This window comes from Microvirga sp. Mcv34 (assembly GCF_024519725.1).
GTDB lineage: Bacteria > Pseudomonadota > Alphaproteobacteria > Rhizobiales > Beijerinckiaceae > Microvirga.
Genome location: NZ_JALJRK010000057.1, coordinates 1 through 17,742 on the forward strand (window position 1 = coordinate 1; position 17,742 = coordinate 17,742).

General features: G+C 65.7%; 17 protein-coding genes. 9 read left to right on the forward strand and 8 right to left on the reverse strand.

Annotated features, from left to right (window positions below):
• From OC446_RS22170 to OC446_RS22185, 4 genes are all read left to right on the forward strand, one after another.
• Positions 1–404: DNA translocase FtsK (locus tag OC446_RS22170; protein ID WP_315986528.1), on the forward strand; the 404-nt coding region annotated here is incomplete at its 5' end.
• A 99-nt stretch (positions 405–503) separates the two neighbouring features.
• The gene (locus OC446_RS22175; RefSeq protein WP_262031187.1) at positions 504–1,427 is read left to right on the forward strand and encodes an outer-membrane lipoprotein carrier protein LolA; all 924 of its coding nucleotides are present in this window, start codon (positions 504–506) and stop codon (positions 1,425–1,427) included.
• A gap of 207 nt (positions 1,428–1,634) precedes the next feature.
• On the forward strand, positions 1,635–2,450 hold the full coding sequence (xth, locus tag OC446_RS22180) for an exodeoxyribonuclease III (RefSeq protein WP_262031188.1): 816 nt from the start codon (positions 1,635–1,637) through the stop codon (positions 2,448–2,450).
• 87 nt (positions 2,451–2,537) lie between these two features.
• Positions 2,538–4,247 (forward strand): methyl-accepting chemotaxis protein, encoded by a 1,710-nt coding sequence (locus tag OC446_RS22185; protein ID WP_262031189.1) that lies wholly within the window; start codon positions 2,538–2,540, stop codon positions 4,245–4,247.
• Positions 4,248–4,260: 13 nt separating this feature from the next.
• Here the strand turns inward: OC446_RS22185 and OC446_RS22190 are convergent, their stop codons facing one another.
• Both OC446_RS22190 and OC446_RS22195 read right to left on the reverse strand, forming a co-directional pair.
• The gene (locus OC446_RS22190; protein WP_262031190.1) at positions 4,261–4,755 is read right to left on the reverse strand and encodes a cyclic nucleotide-binding domain-containing protein; all 495 of its coding nucleotides are present in this window, start codon (positions 4,753–4,755) and stop codon (positions 4,261–4,263) included.
• A gap of 5 nt (positions 4,756–4,760) precedes the next feature.
• Positions 4,761–5,447: a response regulator transcription factor gene (locus tag OC446_RS22195; protein WP_262031191.1), complete on the reverse strand. Its 687-nt coding sequence runs from the start codon at positions 5,445–5,447 to the stop codon at positions 4,761–4,763.
• Between the two features lie 236 nt (positions 5,448–5,683).
• Between OC446_RS22195 and OC446_RS22200 the strand changes: the two genes are divergently transcribed.
• Positions 5,684–6,217: a L,D-transpeptidase gene (locus tag OC446_RS22200; protein ID WP_262031192.1), complete on the forward strand. Its 534-nt coding sequence runs from the start codon at positions 5,684–5,686 to the stop codon at positions 6,215–6,217.
• Positions 6,218–6,285: 68 nt separating this feature from the next.
• On the opposite strand, the gene OC446_RS22205 is transcribed toward OC446_RS22200, so the two are convergent.
• Both OC446_RS22205 and OC446_RS22210 read right to left on the reverse strand, forming a co-directional pair.
• On the reverse strand, positions 6,286–7,800 hold the full coding sequence (locus OC446_RS22205; protein ID WP_262031193.1) for an ABC-F family ATP-binding cassette domain-containing protein: 1,515 nt from the start codon (positions 7,798–7,800) through the stop codon (positions 6,286–6,288).
• A gap of 318 nt (positions 7,801–8,118) precedes the next feature.
• The gene (locus tag OC446_RS22210; protein ID WP_262031194.1) at positions 8,119–9,009 is read right to left on the reverse strand and encodes a LysR family transcriptional regulator; all 891 of its coding nucleotides are present in this window, start codon (positions 9,007–9,009) and stop codon (positions 8,119–8,121) included.
• Between the two features lie 119 nt (positions 9,010–9,128).
• Here OC446_RS22210 and OC446_RS22215 point away from each other — a divergent pair, with 119 nt between their 5' ends.
• Positions 9,129–10,124: an aldo/keto reductase gene (locus OC446_RS22215; RefSeq protein WP_262031195.1), complete on the forward strand. Its 996-nt coding sequence runs from the start codon at positions 9,129–9,131 to the stop codon at positions 10,122–10,124.
• Between the two features lie 154 nt (positions 10,125–10,278).
• On the opposite strand, the gene OC446_RS22220 is transcribed toward OC446_RS22215, so the two are convergent.
• The gene (locus OC446_RS22220; RefSeq protein WP_262031196.1) at positions 10,279–10,962 is read right to left on the reverse strand and encodes a YggS family pyridoxal phosphate-dependent enzyme; all 684 of its coding nucleotides are present in this window, start codon (positions 10,960–10,962) and stop codon (positions 10,279–10,281) included.
• A 125-nt stretch (positions 10,963–11,087) separates the two neighbouring features.
• On the opposite strand from OC446_RS22220, the gene leuS reads away from it, so the two are divergent.
• The 3 genes from leuS to holA are packed head-to-tail and all read left to right on the forward strand — an operon-like array spanning position 11,088 to position 15,256.
• Complete coding sequence (leuS, locus tag OC446_RS22225) at positions 11,088–13,709, forward strand: leucine--tRNA ligase (protein ID WP_262031197.1); 2,622 nt, start codon at positions 11,088–11,090, stop codon at positions 13,707–13,709.
• Complete coding sequence (lptE, locus tag OC446_RS22230; RefSeq protein ID WP_262031198.1) at positions 13,696–14,232, forward strand: LPS assembly lipoprotein LptE; 537 nt, start codon at positions 13,696–13,698, stop codon at positions 14,230–14,232. Before leuS ends, lptE begins: the two co-directional genes overlap by 14 nt.
• A 4-nt stretch (positions 14,233–14,236) precedes the next feature.
• Entirely contained in the window at positions 14,237–15,256 is a 1,020-nt protein-coding gene (holA, locus tag OC446_RS22235; protein ID WP_262031199.1) for a DNA polymerase III subunit delta, read from the forward strand.
• A 135-nt stretch (positions 15,257–15,391) separates the two neighbouring features.
• Here holA and OC446_RS22240 read toward each other — a convergent pair whose 3' ends face one another.
• Genes OC446_RS22240 through rsmG form a run of 3 tightly spaced genes read right to left on the reverse strand, consistent with a single transcriptional unit; the run spans position 15,392 to position 17,741 of the window.
• A complete protein-coding gene (locus tag OC446_RS22240) occupies positions 15,392–16,273 on the reverse strand; it encodes a ParB/RepB/Spo0J family partition protein (protein ID WP_262031200.1) in 882 nt (293 codons plus the stop codon).
• A 17-nt stretch (positions 16,274–16,290) separates the two neighbouring features.
• Complete coding sequence (locus OC446_RS22245; protein ID WP_262031201.1) at positions 16,291–17,127, reverse strand: ParA family protein; 837 nt, start codon at positions 17,125–17,127, stop codon at positions 16,291–16,293.
• Complete coding sequence (gene rsmG, locus OC446_RS22250) at positions 17,127–17,741, reverse strand: 16S rRNA (guanine(527)-N(7))-methyltransferase RsmG (RefSeq protein WP_262031202.1); 615 nt, start codon at positions 17,739–17,741, stop codon at positions 17,127–17,129. The genes OC446_RS22245 and rsmG overlap by 1 nt, the downstream gene beginning before the upstream one ends.
• Position 17,742 lies beyond the last annotated feature (1 nt).

Consider the following 17,742-nt stretch of genomic DNA (forward strand, 5'->3'; position numbering starts at 1 on the left):
TGTACATGGCCGGGGGCGGGCGGATCACGCGCGTGCACGGGCCGTTCTGCTCGGACGAGGAGGTGGAGAAGGTGGTGGCGCATCTGAAGCGCCAGGGCCGGCCGCAGTACCTGGAGGCGGTCACGGCCGAGGAGGACGAGGGCGGCGGGGCTGGTGCGGATGCGCCGGTGTTCGACCAGGGCGAGTTCGGGGCGCCGGGCGGGGACCTGTACGACCAGGCGGTGGCGGTGGTGCTGCGCGACAAGAAGGCCTCGACCAGCTACATCCAGCGCCGCCTCCAGATCGGCTACAACCGCGCCGCCTCGCTCATGGAGCGCATGGAGAACGAAGGCATCGTCGGGCCCGCTAACCACGCCGGGAAACGCGAAATTCTGCTTGAAACGCCGGGGATGGGAGACGATTAAGACTTTGTCGGAACCTTGGCCGCTGCCCTGCGTCATTGTTGAGCCATGCACAATGGCCAAGCAGCGTCCACGATGATGTTCCGAAGGAGACCGAATCGGATGCGTGCCATCCCTCTTGCCGGCTTGGTAACGGCTCTCTTCGCGGGTACCCTGCCGGCCGTGGCACAGACGTTCCCGATCGATATGATCCTGGCTCCGACCCGTCCGGAGGCGGCCCAGGCCTTCGGACCGTCCCTCCCTCAACTGCCGACCGCCTCGTTCCACCCCGCCAGCCCCGCGGTTGCCGAGAACCAGCCGGCCCGGCCCGTGATCACGAGGCCCGCCAACGCGGAGCAGGTCCTGGCCGTGACGGCCCCCCTGCCGCCGAGCCGCCCGGCCCTGCCGGACATCCAGCGGACATCGGAACCAGAACCGGTCGCCATCGCGCCGAAGCCCATCGTGACCGCCGCCGCGGAGCCCGTGGCCCTGCAGCAGCCCATGCCGAACAGTGCCGTGGTGGAGCGGGCGAACGCCTATTTCACGAACCTGACCACCCTGGTGGCCGATTTCACGCAAGTGGGCGGCGACGGACGGCGGCAGGGCGGCACCCTCTATCTCCAGCGCCCCGGCAAGGTGCGGTTCGAATACGATCCGCCCGCGACCCTCCAGGTGATCGCCGACGGACGCTCGGTCGCGGTGCGCGACCGCAAGCTCGCCACCCAGGACCTCTATTCCATCTCGCAGACGCCGCTGAAATTCCTTCTGCGCGAGCAGGTCAATCTGGGCCGGGACATCCGGATCACCGGCATCACCAACGACGGCGACGCGGTCCGCATCGGCCTCGAGGATTCCTCCACCCTGGGCGGCACCTCGCGCATCACCCTGTATTTCGACTCCCAGGTGGAAAACCTGAACCAGTGGCGCATCGTCGACGCGCAGGGCTTCCAAACGGTGGTGGTCCTGAACAAGGCCGAACGCGGCCGCCGGATCGACCAGGACCTGTTCAGGATCCAGTACGAAGCGATCGTCGGCGGGAACAAGTAAGTCTCTCCGGCGGACGTCATAGCCAGCCTCGTGCCGGCGATCCCGATCAGAAAGGCGCTGCGCTTCATGGAAGCGAGATCACCGGCACAAGGCCCGTGATGGCGACGGGAGTTCCATCTCGGTCTTCTCCGCAGAGACGACGATGTCGCCCTTCCCTCGGGCTAAAATCTGTCGTAGCCCGGAGGAATCTTCCGAAGGGCTTCTCCCGTGCAACTCACCGTCTCGACCTGGAACATCAATTCCGTTCGTCTGCGCATCGATCAGGTGGGCCGCTTCCTCAAGGAGCGCCGCCCGGACATCCTGTGCCTGCAGGAGACCAAGTGCCCGAACGACAAGCTGCCGCTCAAGGACCTGCAGGCCTTCGGTTATCCCTTCGTGGTCCATATGGGCCAAAAGGGATATAACGGCGTCGCCATCCTGTCGCGCTATCCCTTTTCCGAGACGAGCGTGATGGAGATGTGCGGCCGGCAGGACGCGCGCCATATCACCGTGACCCTGAGCCGCGAGGCCAAGGCGGCGGCGGGGCTCACGATCCATAACTTCTATGTCCCGGCTGGCGGCGACATTCCGGATCCGGACCTCAACGAGAAATTCAGGCACAAGCTCGACTTCATGGCCGAGATGCGCTCCTGGGGCAGCCGCGCGAAGCCAACCGCAGGCCCGGCGATCCTGGTGGGCGACCTCAACGTGGCGCCCCTGGAGCACGATGTCTGGAGCCACAAGCAGCTTCTCGACGTGGTGAGCCACACCCCGGTCGAAACGGAGGCCCTGGAGGAGCTGCGCCAGGAGGCGGAGTGGATCGACGCCATGCGCGTCCTGCGTCCCGAGCCCGAAAAGATCTATTCCTGGTGGAGCTACCGGTCGCCCGATTGGGCGGCCGCCGACAAGGGCCGCCGGCTCGACCATATCTGGCTGTCGAAGGGCATGAAGGATACCTTACGCTCCATCGACGTGACCCGCGACACCCGCGGCTGGGAGCGGCCCTCCGACCACGCTCCGGTGACGGTGGTGCTGGAACTATAGAAGTATCTTTTGCCGGTTAAGCCTTTGAGAGCTTGTTAACCGCTTTTTGCGAAAGACACTGCACGATATTCCCTAAGGTAACTAGCCGTGCAGTTCTTCGCCAACCGGAAGCTTTCCCATCTCACGACGGCCGCCATGGTGGCGTTCGTCGTGCTGACCGCCGCCGCGCTCTTCGCGGTCGTGTCCCTTCTGACCCGCTCGGACGTCCAGGCCAAGGCGCTGGCTCAGCTGCAATCCAACGTGCGGACCTTCGTGGGCATCCTGCGCGGCTCCATCGACAGCCTCACCGTGAAGAAGGACGCCACGGGCGCCGTCACGGGGATCACGGTGAACGAGGACGCGGTGTTCTACAGCGACGAGCTCGCCGATCGGATCGCCGAGGCGACCCAGGCGCCCGCCACCCTGTTCGTGAAGGACCCGAGCGGAAACTTCATCCGCCGCGCCACCAACATGCGCAATCCCGACGGCTCCCGCGCGGTCGGCACGGCCATGGACCGCAACGGCGGGATCTTCCCGGTCGTGTCGGCGGGCGGCACCTATGTGGGCCAAGCCAGAATCCTCGGGAACGATTATCTGCTGGTGAACCTGCCCGTCTTCGGCCAGAGCGGCCAAGTTCTGGGCGTCCTCGGCAGCGGCTATCAGGTGACCGCGCTCGAGGCCTCGGCGGAAAACCTCATGTGGCATATGGGGATGGTGTCCCTCGTGGCCGTCCTGGTGCTGACGCTCGCGGCGATCCTGTCGGCCCGGATGCTGTTCCGGCCCATCCCGAAGCTGGCCCAGACCATGAAGAGCCTGGCGCACGAGGAAACCGCCCTGACGGTTCCCTACCTGGCCTGGAAGAACGAGATCGGCGAGATGGCCCGCGCGGTAGAGATCTTCCGCGAGAACAACGTCGAGCGTCAGCGGCTGGCCGCCGAGCAGGCCACCGAGAGCGACGCGAAGATGCAGCGCGCCCTGAAGCTCGACGAGCTGACCCGCCAGTTCGAGGCCAATGTCTCGGCCCTGACGCAGGGACTGGCCGCCGCCGCCTCGGAAATGGAGGCGACCGCCCAGACCATGACGGACACGGCCGACCGGACCAACCGCCAATCCGTCAGCGTGGCGGCCGCCGCCGAGCAGACCTCGAGCAGCGTGCAGACTGTCGCGGCCGCGACCGAGGAGATGTCGATCTCGATCCGGGAAATCGCCCGTCAGGTCAACCAATCGTCACAGATCTCGTTTGAGGCGGTCGAGAACGCCAAGCGGACGAACGGCATCGTGCAGGCCCTGTCGACCAGCGCCGAACGCATCGGCGACGTGATCACGCTGATCAACAATCTCGCCGCCCAGACCAACCTCTTGGCGCTCAACGCCACCATCGAGGCGGCCCGCGCGGGCGAAGCTGGCAAGGGCTTCGCCGTGGTGGCCTCCGAGGTGAAGAACCTCGCGACCCAGACGGCCAAGGCCACCGACGAGATCGGCTCGCAGATCGCCCAGATCCAGGGCGCCACCCAGGAGGCCGTGGGCGCCATCCACGGCATCCAGACCATCATCGACCAGATCTCGGCCATCTCGACCGGGATCGCGGCCGCCATGGAGGAGCAGGGCGCCACGACGGGCGAGATCTCCCGCAGCGTCCAGGAAGCCGCCCGCGGCACCGGCCAGGTGACGGAGAGCATCGACAGCGTGAAGCACGGGGCGGGCGAAACCGGCGCCGCAGCCACGCAGGTCCTCGGCGCCGCCCAGGAGCTCGCCCGCTATGCGGAAAACCTCAGCCGCGAGGTCGACGTGTTCCTATCGGATGTGAAAGCCGCGTGAGGGGGTGGTCCCCTCACGTTCCGTCCGGTGCCTTCGGAGGGATGTCCTCGCCGTCGATGGCGATGAGCTGCTGGCGGACCCGCTCCAGGCCTTCCGTGAGGCGCGCCAGTTCGTCCGCCATGGCATCCTGGATGGCCGTCGCGGCGTCCGGGAACTCCTCCAGCACCCGGCGCATGAGGCTTGGGCTGACGCGGATGACGGCCGAGGGCTCGCGGGCGATGGCGGTGGCGCGGCGCTCGATGCGGGCGAACAGGGCCGCCTGCCCGATCAGGGCGCCAGGCCCGGCCACGAAGGCCTCGGACGAGCCGTCGTCGCCGGCGTCGAGCGCAATGGCGCCGCGGCTCACCACATAGCCGCCGTCCGAGCGGTCGCCCTTGCGGAACAGCACGTCGCCTTCCCGGTAGCTCCGGCTCTCGGAGGCGAACGCGACGAGGCGCAGGGCATCCCGCCCCAGCAGGTTGAACAGCGGAGCCTGGCTCAAGACCGCGATATCGTCGTCGAGCGCCATGGATGTCAGGGGATCAGCTTGTAGCCGCCGGGCTCGGTGACCAGGATGCTCGCGTTGGATGGATCCGCCTCGATCTTCTGGCGCAGGCGGTAGATATGCGTCTCGAGGGTGTGGGTGGTCACGTTGGAATTGTAGCCCCAGACCTCGGTGAGCAGGGTGTCGCGCCCGACCACGGCCTGACCGGCGCGGTAGAGATAGCGCAGGATCGCCGTTTCCTTCTCCGTCAGCTTGAGCTTGGAGCCCTTGTCGGTGGTGAGGAGCTTCGAGCCCGGACGGAAGATGTAGGGGCCGATCTGGAACACCGCGTCCTCGCTCGCCTCGTATTGGCGCAGCTGCGCCCGGATGCGGGCGAGCAGCACGGCGAACTTGAAGGGCTTGACCACGTAATCGTTGGCACCGGCCTCCAGGCCTATCACCGTATCGGTGTCCGAGCCTTGGGCCGTGAGCATGATGATCGGACTGCGGAAGCCATTCTGGCGCATGACCTTGACCGCCTCGCGCCCGTCCATGTCGGGCAAGCCCACATCCATGATGGCGAGATCGATCCGGTCCCCCTTCACCGCCTCGATGGCGCCCGTGGCCGTCTCGGCGGTCGCAACCTGAAACTCGTCATAGAATCCGAGCTGTTCGGCTAGGGTGTCGCGCAGGTCCTGATCGTCATCGACGACGAGGAGGCGGCTGGCATTCGACATCTCAAACCCTTCAACACGAGGAACCACGAAATTGGCAGAAGCGGCCTTCCAATAGCGAAGAACCCTCGAGCCTCAGGCCGGATCGTTCGCTCCCTTGTCGCCGCGCACGATCCGGTTCGACCATCGCCGCGCGGCTTTCGCCGGCGCGAGCCTTGAGCTTCGGATCATGCTCGACGCATAAGAGTAGTCATTCCCAGCTTGACAACAAGAGGGACCTCCCGTCCCTTCCACTGCCGATGAAACGTTCTCGCGTCAATGTCATCCGCGTCTTTCGCTCCCCGCTCGACCACCGGCGCGGGCGGCTCGAGGCTGGCAATCTCGTCATCCCCTGCGCCCTGGGACGGTCCGGCACCCGCCATGCCAAGCGGGAAGGCGACGGCGCCTCGCCGGTCGGCCGCTTCGCGATCCTCCAGGCCTTCTACCGGCCCGACCACGGCCCCCGCCCCCGGACCGGCCTCCGTTTAAGGCCGATCCGACCCGGCGACGGCTGGTCGGACGACGCGAAGGATCGCCGCTACAACCGTCTCGTTCCCCTGCCCTGTTCGACCAGCCACGAAAAGATGTGGCGGGACGACCATCTCTACGACGTGGTGCTCGACATCGCCTGGAACCGCGGCCCCATCGTCAAGGGACGCGGCAGCGCCATCTTCCTCCACCTCGCCCGCCCGGGCTTCCTGCCCACAGAAGGCTGCGTCGCCGTCGACAGACGCATGATCCGCCGCCTACTGGAGCGGATCGGGCCGAAGACGCGGATCGAGATCGTGGGCTGATGACGCCCCGCTGTCATGGCCGGCACGAGGCCGGTGATGACGTGGCGGGTTCTGACCGCCGATATCGCTCACCCAAGCACACTCTCGTAAAACTCGTCCGGCCCGTCGATCTCGCGCAGCCTTCCCTTGTCGATCAGCAGAAACCGTGTGCCGACGGTTTTGACGAAGCTGCGGTCGTGGGACACCACGATGCAGGTGGCCTGCTGGTCGAGGATTTCCGATTCCAGCTGCTCGCGGCCCGGGATGTCCACGTGGTTGGTGGGCTCGTCCATGAGATAGACGTTCGGCTCCGACAGGCGCAGAGCAAGAAGACCGAGACGCGCCTTCTGGCCCGGGGACAGCTTCGCGATGGGCAAGGTCTGCTTCTCGATGGAGAAGCCCGCTTCCGCCAGCACCGCGCGGCTGCGCTGGTCGCCAAGGCGGAAACGCGACAGGATGAAGTCGTGCGCGGTCGAACCTTGCGGCAGTTGCGCCATGTCCTGGTCCACATAGCCGAGCGCGAGACTTGGGCTGACCCGGATGCCGGGTAGGCCGTCCTGCTGCTTCATCGCCGCGTGCAGCAGGCGCACGAATTGCGATTTGCCCGCGCCGTTGCGGCCGAGCACGACGATGCGCTCGCCCTGGGCCACGTCAAGTTTTTGAACCGTGAAGAGCTTTCGCCCGTCCGGTGCTTGCACGGTGACGTTCTCCAGCGCCACGAGGACCCGCGCATGGGTACCACGGTTGGCGAGCCTGATCTCACCCGGCCGCTCCTTGTGCACGGACCGCGCGGTCTGCTCCAGGGCATCAGCGCGGCGCTTGATCTGTGCTGATTTGATCTGCGCCGCGTCGCTGCCGCTGTTGATGCCCACATTGCGCAGCGCCGAGGCGCTCTGGCGCAGGCGCTTCACCTCCCGCAGGGTCTTGTCGCGCCGGATCTGCGCCGCCGCATCCTGCGCGTCGAGCAGGGCGCGGGCGGCGCGATAGGGATGCGCGAAGGCCACCGATTCCTCCGGCCGCAGGAAAAGGGTTTTCGTCGTACAGGCATCGAGAAAGTCCCGGTCGTGGCTCGCCACTACGATGGGCGCCGTATAGCCGGCGGCGTTGATCCATCGTTCGAGCCTGAAAAGCTTTTCGAGATCGAGATGGTTGGTGGGCTCGTCGAGCAGCAGCAGATCCGGTTGCGTGATCCACGCCCGCGCGATCAGCGCGAGGCGCTGCCAGCCGCCGCTGAGGGCATGCATCGGCAGCGCGCGCAGATCGGCTGGCGTCTCGAACTCGTCGAGCACCATGTCGACGCGCCATTCCTGGCCCGCGCGTTCGTCGACGGAGAGGGCCGTGAGCAGCATGTCGTGAAGGGACAGGTCGAGGAGGTTCGCCGGAACGTCCTGCTCCACGAGGGCAATGCTCGCTCCCCGCGAGCGGATGATGTCGCCCCCGGTCGGTTCGACAAGACCGGCGATGCATTTCAGGAGAGTCGATTTCCCGGCTCCGTTGGCGGCCACGAGGCCGAGGCGGTCGCCCTCGCCGATGACGAGGTTCAGGTCCTGGAACAGGGGCGTGTGGGCGATGACGGTGACATTGCGAAGGCTCAAAACGGCCATGGAAAGATCTCACTGGTGCGGCGCGCTCGGGCAAAGGCCATCGGAAGCGCAGAAGGTCTGGAACGTGTCAGGCGCGCCTGGATCCTTGCGGAGCCACAGGCGCGATGAGCCGTTCAGAGCTGACCAGAATGAGATGGAGACAGGGGTAAGGCCGTCAGATCCGTTCGATGGTCGGCCCTGCAACAAGCTGCTGCAGGGCGTGCCAGGGGCCGAACATGCGTTGATGCATCGCTTCCGACATGCAGCCCTCCCCGGTTCGAGCGTTGATCGAGGCGGGAAGCTTATCGGGAAAACGCCGCTCAAGCAATCGCGAGACCTTTATCGTTTCTTGATGAAGTCCACGAAGGCGCGCAGGGGCGCGGGCATGTGGCGGCGGCTCGGGTAGTAGAGGAACGGTCCGGAGAAGGGCTGCAGCCAATCCACCAGTACCGGTTCGAGAACGCCGCTTTTCAGCTCCTGCTCCACGAAGCCCTCGAAGGTCGCGATCAGGCCGAGCCCCTGGATCGCGGCGGCGACCTCCAGGTCGATGCTGTTGGCGATGACCCGCGCGGTCGGCGTGATCTTGATGACCTCACCGTCGCGCTCGAACTCCCAGGCGTGCATCACGCCGCTGGCGAAGCGATGGCGGATGCAGGCGTGGTTCAGGATGTCCTTCGGGTGTGTCGGCCGGCCATGGGTGGCGAAATAGGCCGGAGCTCCGGCGACGACGAAGCGCTGCGCGCGCGGGCCGATGGGCACGGCGATCATGTCCTTCTCCAGCCGCTCGTCGTAGCGGATGCCCGCGTCGAAACCGGCCGCCAGGACGTCGACGAAGCTGTCTTCCGTGGTCACTTCCAGGACGATGCCGGGATGGGCGGACAGGAACGGCCCGATGATCGGCGGCATGACCAGGCGGGCTACCGCCGTGGGCACGTTGAGCCGCAGCGTCCCGGTCGGCGAATCGCGAAAACCGTTGACCGCATCGAGAGCTGCCGCGACCTCGCTCAAGGCGGGGCCGAGGCGCTCCAGCAGCCGCTGGCCTGCTTCCGTCGGGGTGACGCTGCGCGTCGTCCGGTTGAGGAGCCGCACCCCGAGCCGGGACTCCAGCCGCCGCAGGGCTTCGCTCAAGGTGGAGGCCGAGACGCCGCGCAGCCGCGCCACGCTGCGGAAGCTGCGCGCCCGCGCCACCGCCGCGAAGGCATCGAGATCCGCCAGGTCCACATCGCTCATTGTTCGAAAATCCAAACAGCCTGTTCTGGTTATGCAGGATTATCGCACGAACTGGAAGCGGGCATGATCCGTTCATGCCGCAACGCACCGACGGCCAGCCCTTTTCAGGAGATCATCAGATGCAACATCGCCGCTTGGGACAAACCGGCCCCTTCGTATCCGCCCTGGGCCTGGGCTGCATGGGCATGTCCGGCATGTATGGGCCGGCCGACCGGGGAGAGAGCATCGCCACCATCCATGCGGCGCTCGAGGCCGGCATCACCCTGCTCGATACGGGCGATTTCTACGGCATGGGCCATAACGAGATGCTGATCGGCGAGGCGCTCCAGGGCCGCAACCGCGATCAGGCGCTCATCAGCGTGAAGTTCGGCGCCATGCGCGATCCCACAGGCGCTTGGCTCGGCTACGATGCCCGGCCTCAAGCCGTCAAAAGCTTCCTCGCCTATACCCTGCAACGCCTGCGGGTCGATCACATCGACATCTACCGTCCGGCCCGGCTCGATCCGAGCGTGCCGATCGAGGACACGATCGGGGCCATCGCCGACATGGTGAAGGCGGGTTATGTGCGCCATATCGGCCTCTCCGAGGTCGGCCCCGAGACAATCCGCCGGGCCGCTGCCGTGCATCCGATCTGCGACCTGCAGATCGAATATTCCCTGATCTCGCGCGGGATCGAGGACAGCATCCTGCCCGTCTGCCGCGAACGGGGGATCGGCATCACCGCCTATGGGGTGCTCTCGCGCGGGCTGATCAGCGGCCATTGGGGCGGCGCGGCGACCGGCCCGGGCGATTTCCGCGCCCATTCTCCGCGCTTCCAGGAGGGTAACGTGGAGAAGAACCTCGCCCTGGTCGAAGGCCTGCGGCGCCTCGCAGAGGCGAAGGGCGTGAGCGTGGCGCAGATCGCCATCGCCTGGGTGGCGGCCCAGGGCAAGGACATCGTTCCGCTCATCGGCGCCCGCCGCCGCGACCGGCTCACCGAGGCGCTCGAGGCACTGGATGTGACGCTGACCGATGAAGATCTCGCAGCCATCGAACGGATCATTCCCAAGGGCGCCGCTGCGGGCGACCGCTATCCCGCTGCCCAGATGGGAATGCTGGACAGTGAGCGGGGCTGACGTGAGCGAAGAACCCGTCCCCTCATCGTCAACCTCATCCTGAGGAGGACGCGCAGCGGACATCTCGAAGGAGGATCCAGTGCTCTCTGGAAGCTCCTTCGAGACACAGACTTCGTTTGCTCCTCAGGATGAGGGGCAGTGAGGTCAATCGGTTCTATTTCGGCGGTCGAGGCCTTGCCCCGAAGATCGCGCTGCCCACCCGCACATGGGTGGCGCCGAGCTGGATCGCGGCGTCGAAATCGGCGCTCATGCCCATGGAGAGCCATGGCAGGCCGTGACGCTTGGCGATGGTGTTGAGCAGGGCGAAGTGGGGCGACGGCGGGTCCTCCGCCGGCGGGATGCACATGAGGCCGTCGATCTCCAGCGCATAGCGGCTGCGGCAGGCTTCGAGAAACGCGTCCACCTCGGTCGGGATCACGCCGCCCTTCTGCGGCTCCTCGCCGGTGTTCACCTGCACCAGCAGGCGGGGCCTTCTCCCCTGCCTGGCGATCTCCTTCGCCAGCGCCTCGGCGAGGGACGGGCGGTCGAGCGTGTGGATCACGTCGAAGAGCTCCACCGCCTCCTTGGCCTTGTTCGATTGCAGCGGGCCGATCATGTGGAGCTCGACGTCGGGATAGCGCTCGCGCAGGGCCGGCCACTTGGCCTTGGCCTCCTGGACGTAGTTCTCGCCGAAGACCCGCTGGCCCGCGGCGAGCACCGGCTCGATCGCTTCCGCTGGGAAGGTCTTCGAGACCGCCACGAGGGTGATCTCGGCGGGGTCGCGGCCGTAATCGGAGGCCGCGCGCCGGACGCTCTCCCGGACCTGTCTCAGACCTTCGACTGCGTCGTTCTCGCTCATGGGATCCTCTTAAAGCCGCCTCCCGCGCGCGAAACCGTTGACCGCGCCGGAGAGCTGTGTCCTAGTCCGCCGCAACCCGGCGGCGCAAGCCGCTTCGCTGATCAATGACGGATGTGACGAGAAAAATGAGGCCCGAGCGCTACAACGCCAAGGAAGCCGAGCTGAAATGGCGGAAGGTCTGGAACGACCGCGACCTGTTCAAGACGAACAACGACGATCCACGCCCGAAATACTACGTGCTCGAGATGTTTCCCTACCCGTCGGGGCGCATCCATATGGGCCACGTGCGCAACTACACCATGGGCGACGTGGTGGCGCGCTATAAGCGGGCCAAGGGCTTCAATGTGCTTCACCCGATGGGCTGGGACGCCTTCGGCATGCCGGCCGAGAACGCCGCGATGCAGAACAAGGTCCACCCCAAGACATGGACCTATGCCAACATCGCGACCATGCGCGCCCAGCTGCAGAGCATGGGCCTGTCGCTGGACTGGAGCCGCGAGATCGCGACCTGCGATCCGAGCTATTACAAGCACCAGCAGCGCATGTTCCTGGACTTCCTGGAAAAGGGCCTCGTCGACCGCAAGACCGCGAAGGTGAACTGGGATCCGGTCGACCACACGGTGCTGGCCAACGAGCAGGTGATCGACGGGCGCGGCTGGCGCTCCGGCGCCCTGGTCGAGCAGCGCGAGCTGACCCAGTGGTTCCTGAAGATCACCGATTTCGCCCAGGACCTGGATGACAGGCTCGAGACCCTGGACCGCTGGCCGGAGAAGGTGCGCCTGATGCAGCGCAACTGGATCGGCCGCTCCGAGGGCCTGCTGGTCCGCTTCGCCCTGAAGCCCGAGACGGTGCCGAACGGCGAGACCGAGCTGCAGATCTACACGACGCGTCCGGACACCCTGTTCGGTGCGAAGTTCATGGCCGTCGCGCCCGATCACCCGCTGGCGAAGACCGCCGCCGAGAAGAACCCGGAGCTGGCGGCGTTCATCGAAGAAACCAAGCGCATGGGCACGGCCCAGGAGACCATCGACAAGGCCGAGAAGCTCGGCTTCGACACGGGCATCCGCGCCGAGCACCCCTTCGACCCGGACTGGACGCTGCCGGTCTACGTGGCGAACTTTATCCTGATGGAATACGGCACGGGCGCCATCTTCGGCTGCCCGGCGCACGACCAGCGTGACCTGGATTTCGTCAACAAATACGGCCTGGGCAACACGCCCGTGGTCTGCCCGCCGGACGTGGACCCGGCCTCCTTCGTGGTCACCGACACCGCCTATGACGGCGAGGGACGGATGATCAATTCCCGCTTCCTCGACGGCATGACCATCGCGGAGGCCAAGGAAGAGGTCGCCCGCCGGCTGGAATCCCTGACCCGCGGCAACCATCCGGTGGCTGAGCGCAAGGTGAATTTCCGCCTGCGCGACTGGGGCATCTCGCGCCAGCGCTATTGGGGCTGCCCGATCCCGGTCATCCATTGCGAGGCCTGCGGCGTCGTGCCGGTGCCGAAGGACCAACTTCCGGTTGAACTGCCGGAAGATGTCTCCTTCGACGTGCCGGGTAACCCGCTCGACCGCCACCCGACCTGGAAGCACGTGGATTGCCCCCAATGCGGCGGCAAGGCCCGGCGCGAGACGGACACGATGGACACCTTCGTCGATTCGTCATGGTACTTCGCGCGCTTCACGGACCCGACCCTGACGAATGAGCCTACGGACCGGGCGACGGTCGATGCCTGGCTGCCGGTGGACCAGTATATCGGCGGCATCGAGCACGCGATCCTGCACCTGCTGTATTCGCGCTTCTTCACCCGCGCGATGAGGGAGACGGGCCACGCCGGACTGGACGAGCCCTTCGCGGGCCTGTTCACGCAGGGCATGGTGGTGCACGAGACCTACAAGGACGCGAATGGGGGCTGGGTGCTGCCCGCCGACGTGCGCTTCGAGGTCCAGGGCAACACCCGCAAGGCCTTCCATGTGGAGACCGGTGCGCCCATCGAGATCGGCTCCATCGAGAAGATGTCGAAATCGAAGAAGAACACGGTCGATCCGGACGAGATCATCGCCTCCTATGGGGCCGACACGGCCCGCTGGTTCATGCTCTCCGACTCGCCGCCGGAACGCGACGTGATCTGGACCGAGGAAGGTGTGCAGGGTGCGGGCCGCTTCGTCCAGCGCGTGTGGCGCCTCATCGGCGACATCGCCGAGCGCGTCGGCAGCGCTGATGGCGTTCCCGGCGGCGGCCCGATCGCGCTCGCGGTCCGCAAGGCGGCGCACAAGGCGCTGGCGGCCGTCGAGGACGACGTGGAGCGCCTGCGCTTCAACCGCTGCGTGGCCCATCTCTACGAACTGGCCAATGCCCTGCAGGACCTGTCGAGCCAGGCCAAGGCGGGCGACGAGCCGGGCCTGGGCGCGGCCTTCACGGAGGCCGGGCGGATCTTCGTGCAGCTGCTCGCTCCGATGATGCCCCATCTCGCCGAGGAATGCTGGGAGTCCATGAGCCAGCCGGGCCTCGTATCCGACGCCGCTTGGCCGGTTCTCGACCGGTCGCTGCTGGTGGAGGACACGATCACCCTGCCGGTTCAGGTCAACGGCAAGAAGCGGGCCGACGTGACGGTTGCCCGGGATGCGGATCAGGCTACAGTCGAGGCGGCTGTGCTCTCGCTCGAGGCCGTGCAGAAGGCCATGGAAGGGAAGCCCGCCCGCAAGATTATCGTGGTTCCCCAAAGGATCGTGAATGTCGTCGCTTAAGTTGAAGAGCCTTGCTCACGTCGTTGTCGTGGCAGGCCTGTCTCTCGGCCTGTCCGCCTGCTTCCGCCCGCTCTATGGCCCGACGGCTTCGGGCGAGTCGCTCCAGACGGTGCTCGCCTCCATCGACGTGCCGATGATGGATTGGCCGCCGTCGCTTGCGAATGTCGGCCATTATCTGCGTAGCGAAATGATCTATGCCCTCAACGGCTCGGGATCGGCCACGCCCAAGCGCTACAAGCTGGCCCTGAAACTGAGCGAGAGCCGGTCGACCCCTGTCGTCGACACCAATACCGGCACCGCCAGTTCCGTCATCGTTGCCGGCACACTGACCTATACCCTGACGACCCTGGACGGAAAGACCGTGGTCACCCAGGGAACGGCCACCTCGTCCACCAGCTTCGACCGCTTCTCGCAGCGCTTCGCCAATCTCCGGGCGGGCCGAGACGCGGAGATCAGGCTCGCCAAGGATCTGGCCCAGCAGGTGAAGACCCGGCTTTCGGCAACGCTCGCCACCGCAAGCTGAGCCGATGGTCGCCGTCAAAGCCGGTGACGTGGAGGGGGCGCTGCGGCGCCCCGATCCTCGGATCGGAATCTTCCTGTTCTACGGGCCCGACATAGGCCTGATCAACGAGCGCGCCCGCGCTGTGGCCGAGCGCTCGGTGGATGATCCGTCCGATCCTTTCCAGCTCATCCGCATCGACGGCGACGACATCGCCGCCGATCCTGCCCGGCTGGCGGACGAGGCCGGGACCATGGGCCTGTTCGGCGGCAAACGCGCCATCTGGGTCAAATCGACCTCGCGCAACATCGCGCCGGCGGTCGACGCCGTCCTGAAAGGCGAGATCCAGGATACGGTGATCGTCATCGAAGGCGGCGACCTGCAGAAATCCTCGCCGCTGCGGACGCTCTGCGAACGCTCGCAGAAGGCGCTCGCCCTGCCCTGCTATGCCGATACGGGCCGCGACCTCGGCACGGTGGTCGACGAGACCCTGAAGACGGGCGGCTTTTCCATCCAGCGCGACGCGCGCACCGCCCTGATCGCCAGCCTCGGCGGCGACCGGCTGGCCACCCGGGGTGAACTGGCCAAGCTCATGCTCTATGCTCATGGGCAGCGCGAGATCACGCTGGCCGACGTGGACGCGATCATGAGCGACGTGTCGAGCCTGGCCATGGATGCGGTGGTCGACGCCGCCTTCGGAGGCGAGGGCACGGGCCTCGAAACCGGCTCCCGGCGTCTCGCCGCCGAGGGCGTCAACGCGGCCGTTCTGCTCGGGGCCGCCTTGCGCCACGCCCTGATGCTTCTGACGGCGCGCCTTTCCGTTGAGGAAGGTCGATCGATCCCTGCCGTCATGGAAACCATGCGCAGCCTGCATTTCAGGCGTAAGCCCCTGGTGGAGCGCCACCTTCAGCGTTGGACGAGCGAGAGCCTCAAGAACGCGATCGCGCTTCTCCAGGCGAGCCTGCTGCAAACCCGCCGGCTTTCGGATTTGGACGATACAATCGCGGCCAAGACCCTGCTGGACATCGCGCGGGCGGCGCGGCGGTAAGACCTGTCTCAGCTCAGCAAATGTCACGTCATGAAGCGCAGCGCATTTCCTAACGAGATCACCGGCACAGGGCCGGTGATGACGTAGAGATATGCTTAGAGGCCCCATCGGCCACTGGTGATGACCGCCCGGTGCCTACGGATTCAACCGCCGGCACAGGCCGTCGAGCTGTTCCAGGGTCTTGTACTTGATGCGCAATTCGCCGCCCTTGGCCTTGTGGTCGATGCTGACGGTAAGGCCGAGCACATCTTGCAGGGCTCGCTCAAGAGCGCGCGTGTCCGGATCCTTGTCCACCTTGGCGGCTTTTTCGGCCTTCGCCTCGGCCTTCTCGGGCGTCGCGTTGTCGTTCTGCGCGATCTCCTCGACCTGACGCACGCTCAGGCCCTCATCGATGACGCGCTTGGCGACCTGGACCGGGTCCTTCACGGACAGAAGCGCGCGGCCGTGACCGGCCGTAAGCTTGCGCTCCATCAGGAGTTTGCGCACGCCGGCCGGCAGGTCGGCGAGGCGCAGCATGTTGGCGATGTGGCTGCGGCTCTTGCCGATGATCTTCGAGAGGTTCTCCTGCGTGTAGGAGAATTCGACCATCAGGCGTGAATAGCCTTCCGACTCCTCGATCGGGTTGAGATCAGCGCGCTGGACGTTCTCGAGAATCGCGTATTCGAGGGAGGTCTTGTCGTCGATGGTGACGATGACCACCGGCACCTTGTGCAGCCCTGCCTTCTGGGCCGCGCGCCAGCGGCGCTCGCCGGCGACAATCTCGTAATTCTCGGCATTGCCCACGGACCGAACCACGATGGGCTGGATGATGCCGCGGTCCTTGATCGATTGGGTCAGCTCCTGCAGATCCTCGTCGTCGAAGACCTTGCGCGGGTTGCGCGGGTTCGGACGCAGGAATTCCACCGGCACGTGGCGGGGCACGAAGCCCTTGCGCTCGAGGTTGCCCATCTCGTCCCCGACCTCCCCGATCAGGGCGGCCAGTCCACGGCCCAGGCGCGACTTACCTTCTTCTGCCATTGTCTCTCTCAAATTTTTTATGCCGCGCGCAGGGCGCGTTCACGCTGAATGACTTCGGATGCCAAACGGAGATAAGCCTGCGAGCCGGCGCATTTCAGATCGTAGAGCAGGACCGGCTTGCCGTGCGACGGCGCCTCGGACACGCGAACGTTGCGCGGGATCATCGTCTCGTAAACTTTGTTGCCCATGAACTCGCGCACATCGGCCACGACTTGGCCCGAGAGGTTGTTGCGCGGGTCGAACATGGTCAGAACCACGCCGTGGATCGAGAGCTCCGGATTGAGAGCCGAACGGACCTGCTCGACCGTCTTGAGCAGCTGGCTGAGACCTTCCAGAGCGAAAAATTCGCATTGGAGGGGGACCAGAACCGCATCAGCAGCCACCAAGGCATTGATCGTCAAAAGATTGAGCGATGGCGGGCAATCGATCAAAATATAGGTAAAAGGTTCGCTTACCTCGAAGCCGGAAAGGCTCTGAATCGCCGAGCGAAGCCGATGTGCCCGATTCCGCTCGTGAGCAATCTCAAGCTCGACGCCGAGCAGGTCGAGAGTTGATGGCGCGACAGACAAGCCGGGCACCACCGTCTCGGTGATAGCCTCGGACAGCGACGCTTCTCCTGCGAGCACATGATAGGTGGAGACCTGACGGCTTTTGCGGTCGATCCCCAGACCCGTCGAAGCGTTGCCCTGCGGGTCGAGATCGATGATCAGGACCTTCTCGCCGATGGCGGCCAGTGCCGTGCCGAGGTTGATCGCCGTTGTGGTCTTGCCGACGCCTCCCTTCTGGTTGGCGAGCACGAGAACGCGTGGAGTCACGCCACGCGCGCCTGCTTCGGATCCGTTGCGGTCGGTCATTATGAATGGCTCTCGATGGAGGTTATGCGAAGAATCCTGGCTTCGGAATCGGTCAGGCTCGGCAGGATCTCTGCCGCGAATGTCCACTTTTTCCGCGCCTCGGTCAATTCAGTCTCGACGTCCCGCCCTTTGGGAAACAGGCCTATTGTCCCCGCTTTCAACAAGGGGGCAGTCCAATCAAGGAGCATGGCGAGCGAGGCCAGGGCACGGGCGGACACGACATCGGCTTGGCCGACGAAGCTTGGTATCACGGTTTCGAGCCGCGCCTCGTGGATGGTCGCCGGCGTACCCGTCAGGCGAGCGATGTGGCGGAGGAAGGCGCATTTGCGTGAATTGCTCTCGACGAGATGGACCTTCAGGCCCCTCTCCGCCCCCGCAATGGCGAGCACCAAACCGGGAAATCCGGCTCCGGAGCCGAGGTCCAGCCAGATCTTGGCCTCAGGCGCCAGGTCGAGAAGCTGAAGCGAATCGACGATATGGCGGTCCCAGATCTGGGTGAGGGTCGCCGGACCGACGAGGTTCTTGATCGCCTGCCAGCGGCGAAGCTCGCGCTCCAGGAGTTCCAATTTCTCGAATGTTTCACGTGAAACATTCAGGTCGGATGCAGTGGTCATG